Origin of the sequence: Streptomyces sp. NPDC093591, assembly GCF_044764885.1 — a bacterium.
Classification (GTDB): Bacteria; Actinomycetota; Actinomycetes; order Streptomycetales; family Streptomycetaceae; genus Streptomyces.
The window spans coordinates 127,483-143,890 of sequence record NZ_JBIWIY010000005.1; the positions used below are offsets into that span (position 1 = coordinate 127,483).

A 16,408-nucleotide genomic window follows, 5' to 3' on the forward strand; every position below is an offset into this window, starting at 1 on the left:
CCGCCTACTCCCGCACGCAGCGCAGGAACAGGTGGGGCTCGGGCTCCGCGCCGGGATGATCGGGCGTGAACAGCACGTTCTCCGCGGACAGCACCGTCAGCCCCGCCGCGCCGACCATGCCGCTGAAATCCTCGCCCGCGAAGCTGGTCGCCCGCACGGTCTGCCCCATGAAGACCACCTCGACGTCCTCCACGTCCGCCGGGACGGTCGCCAGCGTCATGCTGCCGCCCGGCCGCAGCGCCCGTGCCAGTCGCCGCACCAGGGCGTCCTGCGCGGCGCGGGACATCTGCAGCAGGGAGAAGTACACGCAGATCGCGTCGAACGTGCCTTCCTCCAACGGGACTTCGCCGATGTCGGCATGCCGGAAGGTGGCCTCCGGAACCTGCCGGTTGGCGAGGTCCACCATGACGGGGGACGCGTCGATGCCCAGCACGTCGTGGCCCGCCGCAGCGAGAGTCTCGGCCGTCGGCCGCCCCGTCCCGCTGCCGACGTCCAGCACCCGGCTGCCCGGCCCGAGCCGCTCGACCAGCCACGCCAACGACGCCAGGTGCGTTTCGGAGTGCGCGAACGCCTTCTCGTAGGCGAGGCCCAGCGCGTCGAAGACGGCGGCGGCCTGCTGTGCCTGAGCTGCGCCGGTCACGGCATCGGGGTCATCTTGTTGACGAACTCCGCCCAGGAGCTGCTTTCGAACGCGAGTTGTGCGCCGTCCCTGTTCTTGGAGTCGCGGACGTGGACGGTGGTGTCGGTGGGGGCGCGGGATATGGCGACCTCGACGCACTCGGGGCCTTCGTTGCTGCTGTAGCTGCTCTTGAACCACTTCAGCGTGGGCGTCATGTCTCTTCTCCCAGTACCTTCTCGATGAACGCCAGCGAATCCCGGGGCGCGAGAGCCTGCGCCCGGATCATTCCATAGTTCATTTCCAGGGTCTGGACCTCTCGTGGATCACTGATCAGCCGACTGAGGAACTGGACCTCCAAGTGCCCCAGGGTCTTACCATCCTGGAGCTTCAGCAGCTGAAGCGAGCCGCCCATGCCTGCGTGGTCCTCACGATCCGTCGGCATCACCTGGATCACGGCCTGCCTCAACCTGCCGATCTCCAACAGGTGTTCGAGCTGCTTCCGCAGTACCATTTTGCCCCCGATCGGCCGTCGAAGTGTCACCTCTTCCTGGACAAAAGTGATCTGAGGTCGGGGGGTCCGCTTGAAGACGGACTTTCGCGCCATGCGTGCAGCGACGAGTCTGTCGATCTCGTCCTCCGCATAAGCGGGGCGCCGCATCGCGTACAACTCCCGTGTGTACTCCGGGGTCTGCAGTAGGCCGTGGATGTGGTGGCTGGCGTACGCGCCCAGGTCGACCGCCTCGCCCTCCAGTTTCGCCAGATCCCGCACCTTCTTCGGATACCGGGCCCTCTCCACGTCCTCCTTCATCGCGGAGAGCATCCCGCCCGCCCCGAGCACCTCATCGGCCTTCTCCAAGAAGTCCGGCTTCGGAATCCGTCGCCCACGCTCCACCGACGAGACCATCTCCTCGCCGTACCCGATGGCGGCCCCCAGCTCCCCCTGCTTCTTCCCGGCGGCCTCGCGCCACATCTTGATCTGCCGCCCGACCGCCCTGAGCACGGCCGCGGCTTCCTCGTCCTCCACCCTCACGCCCCTCACTACGTACGAGCAGTACGACCCGGACCCGTCCCCGGACAGTCACGTTCCGTACCCGGGTCATTGCTGTTCAGCGTAGGGAGAGCTCGCCACGCTAAGTGACATGAGTCCGAAATTCCTCCCCCAAGTCACCTCGCTCACACACCACTTCACGGTTCAGCTGTCCGCCACTCGAAGGGGTGCTCGACTCGCCCGCCTCCTCGCCGAGCGCCAACTCGACGACTGGGGGCGGCCTTTCGAGGGCGCCACGCACGTCGTGGCCGAGCTGGCGTCGAACGCCGTACTCCACGGTCGCGTTCCCGGCCGGGACTTCCGGCTGAGGCTGAAGCTCCACTCCGACGGCACCCTCCGCATCGAGGTCACCGACGCCCGCGGAGACCGGATCCCGCAGGTCCGCGACACGGGGGGCGGTGACGCGGAGTCGGGACGGGGTCTGCTGATCGTGGCGGCGTACGCGGACCGTTGGGGCGTCGACGAGGCTCCGGCCAACTGCAAGACGGTGTGGGCCGAACTGGCGCCGGATCGCGGGGAGTCGTGACCCGGCCGTCGATCACCAGCAGGGGTGAACATCGCCAACTCGGCTGGCGTGGAGGGGATTCGATGGTGCAGCGTCAGCCCGGACGACAACCGCACACAGGATTCGGCCCCCGCCGGGACAGCCCGCTCAGTGATCCGCCGCAAGCGACTGGGAACGGGCGTCAGGCCATGGAGAACTTGGTGACGTAGTCGTCGAAGGGCTCGATGCCGACCTCCGCACGGAGTTCGTCCATGCGCTCGGGCTCTTCGCAGGGCCACGGAACCGGTGCCCCGTCCTTTATACCGGCGATCTGAGTGCCGTAGACCTGCTTACGGCCCTCATTGACCAGCGTGCGGTCGCGCAGGAAGGCCAGCTCACGCGGGTCGGCCGAGCCTGCCGACACCGCCTGCTGCATCAGCCGGAGTGCGCGACGCTGAATGTCGAGCTGCCGGTCGGCGTGCTGGGCGATCAGCCATGCAGCGCGTGCGGCCTCCTCGCCGACCAGTTCCGCCGTCGGCCAGCCGTACTCGTCCATGATCTCGCTGAGCCGGTCACCGTGCCGGGCGGTCAGCCGCCGCCACGCGAGCTGCTCGGCGGGGTCATCGCTGTTCGCGCGGACTGCGGACTGGTGATCGGCCGCAGCCATGTTCGTGAGTTCCACCACCAGCGCGGCAACGTCGTGCGCCACTCTCAACTCCCCGGTCGGATCCGTGCTTTGTATCCGCCCTCAAGCCTAGAGATGCAAATCGGCAGTAAAGATCATTCCGATGAACGGTGACAGACGCCTCCCCGCACCGAGATAATGGATCTACCCCCGAAGCCAGAGCCGGATCGCTGCGACGGTCACGGTGCCAAGGGGCGGCGCCCGCTGTCTCCGGCGAGGTGAATCTTGCAGGTGAGGCCGCCCCAGGAGCGTCCGAGTCGACGGACGGGGCTTCATCAGCTTTCTGCCCGTGCCGCGACACGAGTGCGTCTACGTCTGCAATGTCACCTGGTACGGGTGATAACTGCCCACTCGGGATCACTCGCGACCATTTGGGCCACACCTCGCATACCATTCCGCCCCCTGAACCGACCGTCCCCGGTCGATTACAGTGACGAATCGTCGTACGGACGGACGCTGTCACGGGGAGGTCTTGGTGGGTGCGACAGTCGGCCCCGTCTGGGGCCGTACCGAACAGCAGGACTTCCGCAGCCGGGTGCGGGGGACGCTCCTCGGGGCGGCCGTCGGGGATGCCCTCGGGGCGCCGGTGGACGGGCTCGGGCTGGACGAGATCCGGGAGCAGTACGGCGCGGAGGGCCTCGTCGACCTCGGGTTCGGGTACGGCCGGCGCGGTGCCGTGACTCATCTCACGCAGCTCACGCTGTTCAGCGTGGACGGGTTGATAAGAGCGCAGGTCCGGCGGGACACCGGTGCGTGGCATCCGCCCACCGATCTGCACCGGGCGTATCTGCGCTGGGCCGCCACGCAGCGGGACTGGGGTCCCGACGAGCGCCGTAAGGACGACGGGTGGCTGGCGCGGGAGGAGTGGCTGTACGCCCGCCGGGATCCCACCCGCGCGCTCCTGCTCGGCCTCGGTGACGAGACCATGGGCACGCTGGAGTCGCCCAAGAACGCGGCCGAGCTCGGGCCCGAGGCCGTCGCCCGTTCCGCGCCCTTCGGGCTGCTCGTCGGCTGGGAGCCGCAGCTCGTCGTCCAGCTCGCCGTGGAGTGCGCGACGCAGACCCACGGCCACCCCGTGGCCTACCTCGCGGCGGGCGCGTACGCCGTGATCGTGCACGGTCTCGCCTGCGGGGAGAGCCTCGACGGGGCCGTACAGCGGGCGCTGGCGCTGCTCGCCCTGCGGCCGGGACACGAGCCCGTGTCGGACGCGTTGCAGCACGCGCTGGGTGCCGTACGGCAGGGGATGCCCACCCCGGCGCGGGTGGAGGAACTCGCGGCCGACGGCTCGGCCGACGGGCTGCTCGCGGCCGCCGTGTACTGCGCCCTGGTGGGCGAGGACGTCCGCCACGGCCTCTGCCTCGCCGTCAACCACGACGGCCCCTCCGCCGCCGCGGCCGCCCTCACCGGCGGCCTGCTGGGCGCCCTGCACGGCGAGACGGCCCTGCCCCCGGCCTGGCTGGCCGAACTGGAGGGCCGCCCCACGATCCTCGAACTCGCAGACGACTTCGCCATGGAAATGACCCAGGGCCCGGCCCTGCACGGCCCGGCGGGCTCGGCGCCGGGGTGGCTGGCGCGGTATCCGCGGGGCTGAGCCGACCGCCCCGCCCCGCCCCGAGCCTCAGTCCTTCGCGCGGACCACGTCCTCCATCGGGCCCGCCGGCGTCGGCACCGCGGCCGCCGCCGCCCCGTCCCCGTCCGTGTTGATCTTCTCGATGATCGCGAGCCGCTCCGGGGTGTCCTCCGGCTTGATGAAGCCGACGAGGATGTACAGGACCAGGGACACCGCCAGCGGGATCGAGACCTGGTACTGGAGCGGGACGCCGCCCTCGATCTCCCAGCTGATCGGGTAGTTGACCAGCCAGAAGGCGAGCAGGCCCATCGACCAGCTGGTGAGCGCGGCGGTCGGGCCCGAGCGGCGGAACGGGCGCAGCAGGCCCAGCATCATCGGGATGGCCATCGGGCCCATGAGGCCGGCGACCCACTTGATGACGACGGTGATGATGTCGCCGAACGTAGGGGAGTTGACCTGCGTCGCCGCCGCCATGGACAGGCCCAGGAAGACGACCGTCGTGATCCGGGCGACCCGCAGGCCCTGACCCTCGCTCCAGGCCCGCGCCCTGCGCCACACCACCGGCGCGCAGTCCCGGGTGAAGACGGCCGCGATCGCGTTGGCGTCGGAGGAGCACATGGCCATGGTGTGCGAGAAGAAGCCGACGATGACCAGGCCCAACAGACCGTGCGGGAGCAGCTGTTCGGTCATCAGGCCGTACGAGTCGGAGCCGTCCGGCTTCTGCGAGGTGACCAGCAGCGGCGACATCCACATGGGGAAGAAGAGGACGACCGGCCAGACCAGCCAGAGCAGAGCCGACAGACGCGCCGAGCGCTCGGCCTCGTGCGCGCTCGCCGTGGCCATGTAGCGCTGGGCCTGGTTGAGCATGCCGCCGTTGTACTCGAAGAGCTTGATGAAGAGGAAGGCGAGGAGGAAGACCGTGCCGTAGGGGCCGACCAGCGGCTCACCGTGGCCCTGCAGTTCCGGCCGGTCCCAGGCCTCGAAGAAGCCGATGCCCTTGTCGTTCAGCTCCATGACCACGGCGACGAACATCGCGATGCCGGCCAGCAACTGGATGACGAACTGGCCGAGTTCGGTCAACGCGTCCGCCCACAGACCGCCGATCGTGCAGTAGACGGCCGTGATGGTGCCGGTGATGAGGATGCCCTGGTTCAGCGACACCCCGGTGAACACCGACAGCAGCGTCGCGATCGCCGCCCACTTCGCGCCCACGTCCACGATCTTCAGCAGCATCCCGGACCAGGCCAGCGCCTGCTGGGTCTTCAGGTCGTAACGGTTCTTCAGGTACTCCAGCGGAGAGGCCACATGGAGACGCGAGCGCAGCCGGTTGATGCGCGGGGCGAACAGCTTCGAGCCGATGGCGATGCCGAGCGCGATGGGGAAGGACCAGGTGACGAAGGAGGTGACGCCGTAGGTGTAGGCGATGCCCGCGTACCCGGTGAACATCACCGCGCTGTATCCGGACATGTGATGGGAGATGCCGGACAGCCACCACGGCATCTTGCCGCCCGCGGTGAAGAAGTCGCTGACGTTGTCCACCCGCTTGTGCGACCAGACGCCGATCGCCACCATCACGCCGAAGTAGCCGATGAGCACGGCCCAGTCGAGACCGTTCATGTGCGCCCTCCCAGGGATCAGCCCGGCGCTCATCCTGGGCGCTGTCGCGTGGACACGACAAGTGAGCGTAAGGTCAAGGGGAGGTAAAAGTGTTCGTCATGAGGGTCCGAGTTCATCCATGTGAACTCATCGCATCAGCTCCCCCGCGTTGACCAGCAACGACTGCCCCGTGAGGGAGCGTGCCCTGTCCGACGCCAGGAACACCACCGCGTCCGCGACATCCCCGTCCGTGGCGAGATCGGGCAGCGCCATCCGGCCGGTCAGCCGGTTCAGCACGTCGGCCTCGGGCACGCCCTCCGTCCGCGCCGTGAACCGGACGTACGCCTGCACCGGCGGCCCCCACATCCAGCCCGGCAGCACGGTGTTCACCCGGATCCGGTGCGGCCCCAACTCCCGGGCCAGCGAGTACATCGCGCTCGTCAGGGCCCCCTTCGACGCCGCGTACGCCGCCTGCCGCACCTGCGAGGGGGCGGCGACCGAGGACTGCGTCCCGATGAAGACGACCGAGCCCCCGCGCTCCTTGAGGCCCGGCAGACAGGCCCGTGTCATCCGCAGCGACCCCAGCAGGTTCACGTCGATCACCGACTGCCACGTGGTGAAGTCCGCGTCCTCCAGGCCGCCGAAGTAGCCGTCCAGGGCGGCCACATGGACGACCGCGTCGATCCCGCCGAACCGCTCCCGCGCGAGCGCCGCCAGCGCCTCGCACTGCCGCTCGTCGGTGATGTCGGTCGCCCGGTACGCCGTGTGCGCCCCGTCGGGATCGATCTCCGCGGCGCTCTTGGCGAGGTTGGCCTCCGTGCGCGCCCCGAGGACCGCGTTCCCGCCGTCGCGCACCACCGTGGCGGCGACCTGGTGGCCGAGCCCGGCGCCCACTCCCGACACGACGACGGTCTTGCCCGCGAGCAGTGACATGGCGCTGCCTCCCGACTCTGGACGCACTATCTGACGGCCCGTCAGAGTATGGGTGACCGCAGGAAAGGGGAACCGCATGAGCGAGGACACCCGCAGCGAGACGTACGCCGAACTGGCCGCCGTCGGCCCGTACGGAGTCCACCCGGGCCACGCCCTGATCACCATGGTCGAACCGCACCCGGGCCACGAGTACGCCTACAACCGCTGGTACGAGGACGACCACTACTACGCCGGAGCGATGGCCATGCCCTGGATGTACGCGGGCCGCCGCTGGGTGGCGACCAGGGACCTGCAACTCCTGCGCTACCCGGAGAAGTCGGCGATCGCCCAGCCGGTCACCGCCGGCTGCTACCTCTCGACGTACTGGATCACCGCGGGCCGCTACGACGACCACATGCGCTGGACGGTCGCCATCAACAAACGCCTCAACCGCGACGCCCGCGTCCACCAGGAGCGCACCCACGTCTTCACGGCCTTCCAGGACCACGAGGCCACGGTGTACCGCGACGGCGCGGCGGGCCCCCGCGACTTCCACGCCCTGGACCATCCGTACGCGGGCCTGGTGGTGCAGGTCATCGACACGGACTCACCGCGGCGGCGCACCGAACTGCTGGAGTGGCTGCGCGCACGCCACCTCCCCAAGCGCCTGGCGGGCTCCCCGGCCGCGATGGTGACGGTCTTCCGGCCCACGCCCCTGCCGCTGGACCGCATGTCGTACGTCAAGCAGGTCGAGGGGGTCGACACGCGCCTGACGCTGCTGTGGTTCGTGGAGGCGGATCCCAGGGAGTGCTGGGAGGACTGCTTCGCCGGCCTGGACACGGCGGTCGGCGAGTCGGGGCTGGGGACGGTGGAGCTGGTGGCGCCGTTCATCCCGACCATCCCGGGGACGGACACGTACGTGGATCGGCTGCGCTGACGGTCACGAAGCGGGGGCCTGGGGGCGGCGGCCCCCAGGAACGCCGGTCAGCGCAGCTCCTCCGGACAAGGCGTGCCCCGCGGCACCCCGTACGGCGCCGCCAGCCGGTACTCGCCCGCCCGCGGAGCGACCAGCATGGTCCACCGGTCGCCGAGCGCGTCCTCCTCCGTCTCCATCAGACAGCCGTTGACGTTGTCGTACGACTTCGGCTCGTCGTCGGGGCGGTTCTTGGACGCCTCCGTCTCCTGCGGCGCATCGAGCTTCTTGCCGTCGGCGTCGACGATGCTCAGCCAGGGCGAGTAGGGGATGCGGATGAGGACGCGGCCGGGCTTGCTCACCCGCATCGTCATCTCGCCCTGCTCGGCCCGCTCGACGACGGCGTTCGGCTCGGCGAGCGGCGCCGGGTCGGTCATCTTGAACAGCTGCCAGTTCGCGTCGCCCCACACCTGCTTCAGATACGGCATCCCGCGCCGCAGCAGCTGCCGCTCGCGCTCGGCGCCCGTGGGGTCCGGCTCGTCCTTGGGCAGCACGACGAAGTGCACGGCCCAGCGCTGGAGCCACTCGTGATAGTTCGCGGAGTTCAGGGTGCCGTCGTAGAAGAGCGGGTTGCGCTCCATGTCGGCCTGGCGGTTCCAGCCACGGGCCAGGTTGAAGTACGGCGCGAGGGCGGCGGCCTCGCGGTGCGAGCGGGCGGGCACGACCTCCACCCGGCCCTTCTCGGCGCCGACCTCCTGGAGCTCGTTGACCAGCGGGGCCAGCTCGCGTGCCCAGGACGCCTCCGGGGCGGCGTGGATGATGTCGTCGACCGTCTTGTAGCCGATCCAGCCGACGAAGGTGAGCAGCGCCAGCACGCCCGCGCACCACTTGCGCGAGCGCGGAACCGTGAAGGGCAGCGCGGCCACGAGGGCTGTCCCGCCGAAGAGCATCGCCAGACGGGTGATGTTGGAACCGATCTGCGAGCTGATCACCCAGACCAGCACCACCGAGAGGCCGTAGACGGCCGACACCAGCCGGACCGTCTTCCAGTCCTCGGGCACCAGCACGAAGGTGGCGACGGCGATCAGCAGCGGCAGCAGCACCGAGCCGATCACCATCGGCTGCGTGCCGGAGAAGGGGAACAGCCACGCCGACACGGCCACGACCGCCGTCGGCGCGAGACCCAGCGCCCACGCCCCTGGCCGCCGCTTCTGCAGGAACAGCGCCACCGCCACGAAGCCCACGAACAACCCCGCCACCGGCGACGACATGGTGGCCAGCGCGGCCAGCGGGGCGGCGCACAACGCCTTTGCCCAGCGCTTGTAACGCCAGCGGTACGGCCAGCAGAACACGACGGCGACCGCGCCCAGCGCGAACATCGTGCCGAGCCCGAAGGTCACCCGCCCCGAGATCGCGTTGCAGACCAGCCCGAAGACCCCGGCCAGCGACGCCCACAGGGGGTTCCGCACCGACCGGCTGCGCAGCAGGACCAGAGTCAGCAGGCCCGCCGAGACCGTCCCCGCGATCATCATCGTCGTACGGACACCGAGGACCGACATCAGATACGGCGACACCACGCTGTACGACACCGGGTGCATACCGCCGTACCAGGCCAGGTTGTACGCCGAGTCCGGATGCCGGCCGACGAACTCGGCCCAGGCGTCCTGGGCCGCGAGATCGCCGCCGCTGCTTGCGAACGTGAAGAACCAGATGACGTGGAGGAGTCCGGCCAGCGTCGTGATCGACAGCACCGGATGGCGCAGAAGGCGCTCACGCAGGGTGAGGAAGACGGCGTTCAGGCGCGACGGAGGTCTGTCCTCCGGAAGGTCCTGACGGTCTCCCTGGCGTGGCGCGGGCACGCGTATTCGCGGACCGGCTCCCCGTCCCGGATCGGCGTCGTCTGCGCGTGTCGGCTCCGCAGTGGCCACCTTTGAGGCACTCCCCGTACTGTCCCGTCTTCTGTTGCGGCCGCTTCCCGTTTTTCGTGTGTTGTCGGCCCTGTCGCTGAAGATTCTCCGGCGGTGCCCAGTCAGCGGCGACCTGCCCGTTTCGTGACGCTAGCACGCAGCCCGCCGACGAGCGCCGTCGAGCGCCGTCGGCGGGCTGCGTGCGATGCCACCGGCCCGTCCCGGGGGTCAGCCGAGACGGGTCAACTTGTCCGCGAAGCCCGGTTCGGTGAGGTCCTTCTGCAGGGCGACCGGGATCTTGACCGCACCGCTCGTGCCGTCACCCACGGTGAGCGTGCCCACCTTGGTACCGGCCTTCGCGGTGTGCGGTACGGCGTCGGGGGCGAAGGTCAGCTCCACCTTCAGCCCGGACCAGCCGACCGCCGTGACGTCCTTGGTGGCGACGACCGGCGTGCGGCCGCCGAGGCCGTCGTCGACGTAACCGACGACGTCGCCCTTCTTCAGCAGCGTCGCCGACTTCAGGGCGTCCTGCGCGGCGCGGATCAGCTGGTCGCCCGAGTCGAGAGCGGCGGCGAGGATGCCGTCGCCCGAGTCCGGCTGGCGGATCACGGCGCCGATGATGGTGCGGGTCTCGCCGCCGACATCCTTCTTCGCGGCGAACACGAGGTTGCCGAGGGCGGAGGTGGTGGTGCCGGTCTTGATGCCGACGACGTTGTTGTGGCCGACCAGCTGGTTCCAGTTGGGGTGGTTCTTCCCCTTGTAGTCGTCGTACGACATCATCGCGGCGACCTCGCGGAAGGCGGGCTGCTTCATCGCCGCCTTGGCCAGCTTCACCTGGTCCACGGCCGTGCTCACGGTGGTGTTGTTCAGGCCGGAGGGGTCGGTGTACGTCGTGTTCGTCATGCCGAGGTCCTTGGCGGTGGCGTTCATCTTCGCCACGAACGCCTTCTCGGAGCCGGCGTCCCAGCGGGCGAGGCGGCGGGCGATGTTGTTCGCAGATGCGATCAACACGCTCTCCAGGGCCTCGCGCTGGGAGATCTTGTCGCCCGCGGTCACGTCGACGGTCGACTCCTGGCCCGCGTCCGACTGGTCCTCGGCGAGCTGATCGATCTCGATGTCCGGGCCCTCGGCGCCGCTCTTGAGGGGGTGCTCACGCAGGATGAGGTACGCGGTCATCACCTTGGCGACGCTGGCGATCGGCACGGGCTTCTGGTCGCCGGAGGAGCCGAACGTGCCGAGGCCGTCCACGTCGAGGGCGGCCTGGCCCTCGGCGGGCCACGGGATGTCGACCTTGCTGCCCTCGAAGGTGTGGCTGTCCTCGGCGGTGAGGTCGAGGGTGGGGGCCGGGAGCGGGCGTACGGACTGGACGACCCCGAGGATGACCACGAGCAGCAGGACCAGCGGGGTCCAGATCTTGACGCGCCGGATGATCGTGCGGACGGGGGTCTCCGGGGGCGGAGGCGTGTTCGTCAGCTCGGCGAGCAGGTCGAGCGGGGGCTTGGGGGGCAGCGGCTGCTGGGTGGTGCGCTCGGGGCCGACCTGGGGGATCGCGGCGGTGGCGTCGGGGGCCGGGGCCTTCGGCGTTTCCTGGGGGAGGTCCGGCTTGAGCGCGACGAACTTGCTGGTGCGCTCGGCGGGGGTCTCGGGCTGCTTGGGGGCCGGGGCCTTGAGGGTGGTGGTGGGCTGGTCGACGGAAGGCTTGGGCCGTACGGCCTTGAAAACGGCGGTCGGCTGGTCGACGGCCGGCCCGGCCTCGGTCTTCCCACCCGCACCACCCGTGCGGCTCTCGTCGCCGGGTGCGGGTGGCCCCTGCGGGGCGTCCTCGCCGTCGGCGACACCCTTGCCCGTCGCGTCCGCGTCCGCGGCCGTGGGGGTGTCGTCGGCGTCGGAGGCCTTGGCGGGCTCGCCCGAGCCGTCCTCGGCGTCTTCGTCGCCCTCGGCCTTCCCGGCATCCTGAGCCGCGTCCACGGCGTCGCCCGCGGTCCCGTCCTGCGCAGCACCCTCGGCGCCGTCGGCCTCATCGCGCGCGTCGGCGGCGTCGTCGTCCGAGGAAGCCACCCAGGCCGCCACAGCCGCCCTCAGCCGATCGTCACCCGGCACGGAAGCCTCATCCCGGTCACCGCCACCGTCACCGTCGCCCGGAACCTCGGACGAGGCCCCGCTTGCGGCACCCTTGCCCTCGGCGTGGGCGCCTTGGGCGTCGTCGGCTTCAGCGTCGCGGTTGTCGGCGTCGTCGCCTTCGGCGCTCGCGGTGTCCGTGTCTGCGGCACTCTTGCCCTCGGCCTGCGTGCCTTCGGCGTCGTCGGCTTCAGCGTCGCGGTTGTCGGCGTCGCCGCCTTCGGCGCTCGCGGTGTCCGAGTCTGCGGCACTCTTGCCCTCGGCCTGCGTGCCTTCAACGTCGTCGGCCTCAGAGCCACGGTTCTCGGCGTCGCCGCCGCCCTCGACGCTCCCGGCCTCCGAAGCCTCGGCACGCCGCGCGCCCTCGGCATCGTCGGCCCCGGCGTCAGCGCTCCCGGCCCCGCCGCCCCCGGCCCCGGCCCCGGCGTCAGGGCTGACAGCCCCGCTGTCCGTGGACCCGGCGTCAGCGCTCCCGGCCCCGCTGTCCGCGGTGCCCGGCTCCGCGTCGCTGTCCTCGGCCCCCCCGGCCTTCTCCAGCTCCGCCCTCACAGCCTCCAGCTCCCGCCGCGACAGGACCCTGGTGGCCGTATCCACGCCGCCGCGCGGCGTGCCGCTCTCGCGGGTCACCGCCAGTCGAGGGTCGCGCTTCTCACCGGTGTCGGCTGCGCGCGTGCCGTCGGCTTCGGGGCGGGACCCGGGAACCGTACCCGCGCTCCCCGACGTCGGTTCTGCCGACGACTCGCGCTGCTTCGACCTGTCGGGGGACTCGCCCGCCACCGATGCCTCCTCCATGTGCCGCCGCACGCCTGCGTGCGTCTGCCGAACCGTGAGTCGTCGCCCGGACTCCTTGCCGTACGACCCCCCGTGCCGCTGTCCGAACATGTACCAGTGTCCTGTGCGCGGCCCTAACTTCTGCGGTAGACGAGAACGACATACCTACTGGTTCCCTCACGAACCGGTCACGCACCCTCGACAGATGAATGTGAGAGGGGTCACCCTGTCTTTCATCCACGCGGGGAGGCATGGATGGGCAGGAGCCGCAGAACGATTCCGGAGGAGCTTCTGCTGCTGGCGTTGGACCCGGCCACGGGTACCACCGCACAGCCGCAGTCGCTCGACCTCGGTCTGGCCGGAGCGCAGCTAGTGGAGCTGGCGCTGGCCGGACGGATAGCCCCAGACGGGGATCGTATCGCCGTGGTTGTACCACGGCCGACTGGAGATCCGACATTGGACTGCGCGTTGGAGTTGCTGCGAAGGCGTGGCGCTCCCGTGCGGGCGGTGAACTGGATTGGCGGGCCCCGGCTGGGGCTGCGCCAGACCTATCTCTCGCATCTGGAGCGGTGCGGCATGGTGCATGCCGTGGCCGGTCAGATGTGCGGGGTGTTGCCGACGACTCGTTACCAGGCGACGGACAACGCCATCAGCCGGGAGATCAGGGCCCGGCTGGATTCAGCGATCCGTACCGGCGTACCGCCGGACCCACGGACCGCGGCGCTCGCCGCCCTGGCACACGCGGTCGGCCTCGGCAAGCACCTGTATCCGGGGAACGAGGGGCGGTCCTCTCGTTCTCGGTTGCGGGATCTGATCAGGCACGACCCCATGGGCGGTCTCGTCGCGCACGCCGTGATGGACGTCCAGAACGGCGTGGCGGCCCAGCCGCGCCGCAGCCCGGCCCCGGCCGGCCGTCAGGCCGCCCCCGGAGGCAGGGTCGCAGCGGAACCCGCCCGTGGCGTTCCGGTGCAACCGCGCCGCGGATCCATGGCGCGCGTCGTGGCCCACTGAGCCGCAGTCCCACGATCCGCACCTACCGGTCCACCGCACGCACCACGCACGACGCACCGCGCACCACTTGATTTGATCCATCGCTTCACGCGCTCTACACCTTCATACGCTCCACAGCTTCATACGCACGCCACGTGCAGCGCCGCACCGCAGTCCCAAGACCCGGTACGGGAGCCGCTGGTCCGCGCGGGGCGACGGGACCGTACGTCCGTACATCCGTACTTCCGGATGGGCGTCACCGGTCCCGCCGCCCCGCGCGGCCGTATGTGCGGCCCCGTGCGCGCCCGTATTTGCCGGGGGTCTCCCCGAACTGGCGTGTATCCAGCGCATATCCACCGTTTCCCAGCGGTAGTAAGCACCTTGGTGGCAGTCTGCTCAGCAGCAGATACGCAAAGTGGCAATCAGCCAGTCACGCAGCCGGAGGTGCACGTCCCGTGGCGTCCAATGTCAATCCCACCGTCAGGCGACGCCGGCTGGGCCAGGAGTTGCGCCGGCTCCGTGAGCTCAAGGGCATGACGGCCGAAGAGGTGGCCGAGCGGCTGCTGGTGTCGCAGTCGAAGATCAGCCGGCTGGAGAACGGGCGGCGCAGCATCAGCCAGCGCGACGTCCGCGATCTGTGCGGCGTCTACGAGGTGGAGGACCACCGCATCGTCGACTCGCTGATGCAGATGGCGAAGGACTCGCGCCAGCAAGGGTGGTGGCATTCCTTCGGCGACATCCCGTACAGCGTCTACATCGGCCTGGAGACCGATGCGGCGAGTCTGCGGGTGTACGACCCGCAGGTCGTCCCGGGCCTGTTGCAGACGAAGCAGTACGCGGAGGCCCTGATCGCCGGGGCGTTGCCGGAGACACCTCCCGCCGAGGTCGAGAAACGGGTCCAGGTGCGCATGCGCCGACAGGAACGAATCTCCACCGAGGAGAACCCGCTGCGCCTGTGGACCGTCCTCGACGAGGCCGCCCTGCGCCGGGTCGTGGGCAACCGCTCCCTCATGCGCGACCAGCTGGAGCAGCTCGTCGAGCAGTCCCAACTGCCGCACGTCACCGTGCAGGTGATCCCCTTCGACATGGGCGCGCACCCGGGCCTCAACGGGCAGTACGCGATCCTGGAGTTCCCGGACGCGGCCGACTCCAGCGTCGTCTACATCGAGGGCGTCACCAGCGATCTGTATCTGGAGAAGGCGAACGACGTCCAGAAGTACAGCGTGATGTACGAGCACCTGCGGGCTCAGGCCCTGAACGTGGACCAGTCGCGGCAGTTCATCGCGGACATCGCGAAGGAGTACGCACGCTGATCGGCGTGCTGATCAGCGTGCTGATCATCTGGGCTGATCACCCTTACGGGGGGCCATCCCGACCGGGGGAGCGCGGTACCGTACACCCTCTCCAGGCCGGGATGGAAGTCTCCACTGGAATATGCCATCCAGTCGAGTGAATAGTCGCTTCGTAGGCCGATGTTGGCTAGTAGCGTCGATCACGCCACCGAGCAACAAGGTTGGCGTGAATCGCCTTGCGGAGTCCGGTCCGTTCCGGACGTGCGGCGCGATGACAGCAACTCAACATCTGGCAATTCGGAGCAAACATGGCAATTCGTCAGGGTGCCACGGACACGTGGACCAAGTCCTCGTACTCCACCGGGAACGGCGCGTGCGTCGAGGTCAAGTCGCCGGTCGTAGCGGCCATGGCGGTGCGGGACTCCAAAGTTCCCGAGGGCCCGGTCCTGGCGTTCCCCGCGAACGCGTGGAACACCTTCGTGGCGTCGGTCAAGGCGTGAGGGGCGAGGCTGTCTGATACTCACCTTCGACCGACCGCACGATCAACAACTGCACAAGCACCACAGGAAGAGCCCTCTCGACCAGCCCGCCGTCCTTGCCGAGAGGGCTCGGCCGTGCCCCGGATCACCTCACCGGGAACGCCACATCGCACACCGGGTCCTCGGCCCCCGCCGCGTCCCAGTCCGCGAAGTACACCTCCCGGCACGGGCCCGCCTGCCACAGCCCCTGCTTCGGAATCCACTCCTCCACCGCCTCGAAGGCGGCCAGGATCTGCGGATGGGCCACCTGCGCCTTGGTGATGCGGGTGTAGGCGAGCCGCTGGGCCGGTTCGACCCGTACCTTCATCTCCCGCCCGCGGCCCTGCCGCTCGACCCACGCCCGCGCCGCCGCCTCGTCGGCCACCGGCACGCACGACTCGGCCGGACCGTCGCTCTCCATCGACACGTCGGAGTGGTACACGACGAACGGCGCCGCGGTGATGCCGCCGCACTCCCGCGAGCCTTCCTCCAGGCGCCCCAGCGAGGCGCCGATCCACGCGGGCAACTCGCCCGCCAGCACATGCCGTGTCTCGGTGATCAGTACCTGCTCGGGCACGTCCACCGTCTCGACCACGAACTTCCCGTACATCTCGGAGCTCCTCCCCGACAGTCGTCCACGGAGGTATGCGGCGAGCGTCCGCTGCCCGGCCACCCGCGCCTCGACATCCGCCCAGTACGCGTCGAGCCGGTCCGCCGCGGCGGCCCCGTCCGGTGCCTCGACGACCTCCGCGACCCGCGCGAGCGGCATGTCGAGCTGGCGCAGGAGCGCCACCAGACGGGCGCGTTCGATCTGGCCGGTGCGGTAGTAGCGGTAGCCGCTCACCTCGTCGACGTGCGCGGGCGGCAGCAGCCCGAGGCGGTCGTACAGGCGCAGTGCCTTGGCCGACAGCCTGGCCCGCGCGGCGAACGCGCCGATGGTGAGCAGTTCGTCGTCCACGGCCTCATCCTCCGTCACCGGGCGGCT

At 69.9% G+C, this 16,408-nt stretch carries 15 protein-coding genes; 6 read left to right on the top strand and 9 right to left on the bottom strand.

From position 1 onward, the window contains the following. Positions 1–4: 4 nt before the first annotated feature. Genes ACIREI_RS12750 through ACIREI_RS12760 form a run of 3 tightly spaced genes read right to left on the bottom strand, consistent with a single transcriptional unit; the run spans position 5 to position 1,643 of the window. Complete coding sequence (locus tag ACIREI_RS12750; RefSeq protein ID WP_403331209.1) at positions 5–640, bottom strand: class I SAM-dependent methyltransferase; 636 nt, start codon at positions 638–640, stop codon at positions 5–7. Beyond that, on the bottom strand, positions 637–834 hold the full coding sequence (locus ACIREI_RS12755; RefSeq protein ID WP_403331212.1) for a DUF397 domain-containing protein: 198 nt from the start codon (positions 832–834) through the stop codon (positions 637–639). The genes ACIREI_RS12750 and ACIREI_RS12755 overlap by 4 nt, the downstream gene beginning before the upstream one ends. Next, on the bottom strand, positions 831–1,643 hold the full coding sequence (locus tag ACIREI_RS12760) for a helix-turn-helix domain-containing protein (protein WP_403331214.1): 813 nt from the start codon (positions 1,641–1,643) through the stop codon (positions 831–833). The genes ACIREI_RS12755 and ACIREI_RS12760 overlap by 4 nt, the downstream gene beginning before the upstream one ends. 115 nt (positions 1,644–1,758) lie before the next feature. Here ACIREI_RS12760 and ACIREI_RS12765 point away from each other — a divergent pair, with 115 nt between their 5' ends. Next, a complete protein-coding gene (locus ACIREI_RS12765) occupies positions 1,759–2,193 on the top strand; it encodes an ATP-binding protein (RefSeq protein WP_403331217.1) in 435 nt (144 codons plus the stop codon). Positions 2,194–2,353: 160 nt separating this feature from the next. Here the strand turns inward: ACIREI_RS12765 and ACIREI_RS12770 are convergent, their stop codons facing one another. Beyond that, the gene (locus tag ACIREI_RS12770; protein WP_403331220.1) at positions 2,354–2,860 is read right to left on the bottom strand and encodes a DUF6624 domain-containing protein; all 507 of its coding nucleotides are present in this window, start codon (positions 2,858–2,860) and stop codon (positions 2,354–2,356) included. Between the two features lie 451 nt (positions 2,861–3,311). Here ACIREI_RS12770 and ACIREI_RS12775 point away from each other — a divergent pair, with 451 nt between their 5' ends. Next, the gene (locus ACIREI_RS12775) at positions 3,312–4,427 is read left to right on the top strand and encodes an ADP-ribosylglycohydrolase family protein (RefSeq protein ID WP_403331222.1); all 1,116 of its coding nucleotides are present in this window, start codon (positions 3,312–3,314) and stop codon (positions 4,425–4,427) included. 27 nt (positions 4,428–4,454) lie between these two features. Here the strand turns inward: ACIREI_RS12775 and ACIREI_RS12780 are convergent, their stop codons facing one another. Together ACIREI_RS12780 and ACIREI_RS12785 are read right to left on the bottom strand one after the other, a co-directional pair. Beyond that, positions 4,455–6,023: a sodium:solute symporter family protein gene (locus ACIREI_RS12780; RefSeq protein WP_403331225.1), complete on the bottom strand. Its 1,569-nt coding sequence runs from the start codon at positions 6,021–6,023 to the stop codon at positions 4,455–4,457. Between the two features lie 126 nt (positions 6,024–6,149). After that, positions 6,150–6,935: an SDR family oxidoreductase gene (locus tag ACIREI_RS12785; RefSeq protein WP_403331228.1), complete on the bottom strand. Its 786-nt coding sequence runs from the start codon at positions 6,933–6,935 to the stop codon at positions 6,150–6,152. Positions 6,936–7,011: 76 nt separating this feature from the next. On the opposite strand from ACIREI_RS12785, the gene ACIREI_RS12790 reads away from it, so the two are divergent. Then, positions 7,012–7,851: a hypothetical protein gene (locus ACIREI_RS12790; RefSeq protein ID WP_403331231.1), complete on the top strand. Its 840-nt coding sequence runs from the start codon at positions 7,012–7,014 to the stop codon at positions 7,849–7,851. Between the two features lie 47 nt (positions 7,852–7,898). Here the strand turns inward: ACIREI_RS12790 and ACIREI_RS12795 are convergent, their stop codons facing one another. Next, positions 7,899–9,755 carry an MFS transporter gene (locus ACIREI_RS12795; RefSeq protein WP_403331234.1) on the bottom strand — a complete coding sequence of 619 codons (1,857 nt, stop codon included), beginning with the start codon at positions 9,753–9,755 and terminating at the stop codon, positions 7,899–7,901. Positions 9,756–9,962: 207 nt separating this feature from the next. Next, positions 9,963–12,629, bottom strand: coding sequence for a D-alanyl-D-alanine carboxypeptidase (locus tag ACIREI_RS12800; protein ID WP_403331975.1), 2,667 nt, complete (start codon positions 12,627–12,629; stop codon positions 9,963–9,965). 249 nt (positions 12,630–12,878) lie between these two features. Between ACIREI_RS12800 and ACIREI_RS12805 the strand changes: the two genes are divergently transcribed. The 3 genes from ACIREI_RS12805 to ACIREI_RS12815 all read left to right on the top strand — a co-directional run bounded on the left by ACIREI_RS12805 (position 12,879) and on the right by ACIREI_RS12815 (position 15,405). Continuing rightward, positions 12,879–13,634 carry a GPP34 family phosphoprotein gene (locus ACIREI_RS12805; protein ID WP_403331237.1) on the top strand — a complete coding sequence of 252 codons (756 nt, stop codon included), beginning with the start codon at positions 12,879–12,881 and terminating at the stop codon, positions 13,632–13,634. Between the two features lie 434 nt (positions 13,635–14,068). After that, complete coding sequence (locus ACIREI_RS12810; protein ID WP_403331240.1) at positions 14,069–14,926, top strand: helix-turn-helix domain-containing protein; 858 nt, start codon at positions 14,069–14,071, stop codon at positions 14,924–14,926. Between the two features lie 287 nt (positions 14,927–15,213). Next, positions 15,214–15,405, top strand: coding sequence for a DUF397 domain-containing protein (locus ACIREI_RS12815; protein WP_403331242.1), 192 nt, complete (start codon positions 15,214–15,216; stop codon positions 15,403–15,405). A 124-nt stretch (positions 15,406–15,529) separates the two neighbouring features. On the opposite strand, the gene ACIREI_RS12820 is transcribed toward ACIREI_RS12815, so the two are convergent. Next, positions 15,530–16,399, bottom strand: coding sequence for a MerR family transcriptional regulator (locus tag ACIREI_RS12820; protein ID WP_403331245.1), 870 nt, complete (start codon positions 16,397–16,399; stop codon positions 15,530–15,532). Positions 16,400–16,408 lie beyond the last annotated feature (9 nt).

Coding starts and splice junctions, on each gene's coding strand:
- ACIREI_RS12785 (WP_403331228.1), bottom strand. CDS start 6,935: ATGTCACTGCTCGCGGGCAAGACCGTCGTCGTGTCGGGAGTGGGCGCC.
- ACIREI_RS12765 (WP_403331217.1), top strand. CDS start 1,759: ATGAGTCCGAAATTCCTCCCCCAAGTCACCTCGCTCACACACCACTTC.
- ACIREI_RS12780 (WP_403331225.1), bottom strand. CDS start 6,023: ATGAACGGTCTCGACTGGGCCGTGCTCATCGGCTACTTCGGCGTGATG.
- ACIREI_RS12755 (WP_403331212.1), bottom strand. CDS start 834: ATGACGCCCACGCTGAAGTGGTTCAAGAGCAGCTACAGCAGCAACGAA.
- ACIREI_RS12815 (WP_403331242.1), top strand. CDS start 15,214: ATGGCAATTCGTCAGGGTGCCACGGACACGTGGACCAAGTCCTCGTAC.
- ACIREI_RS12805 (WP_403331237.1), top strand. CDS start 12,879: ATGGGCAGGAGCCGCAGAACGATTCCGGAGGAGCTTCTGCTGCTGGCG.
- ACIREI_RS12790 (WP_403331231.1), top strand. CDS start 7,012: ATGAGCGAGGACACCCGCAGCGAGACGTACGCCGAACTGGCCGCCGTC.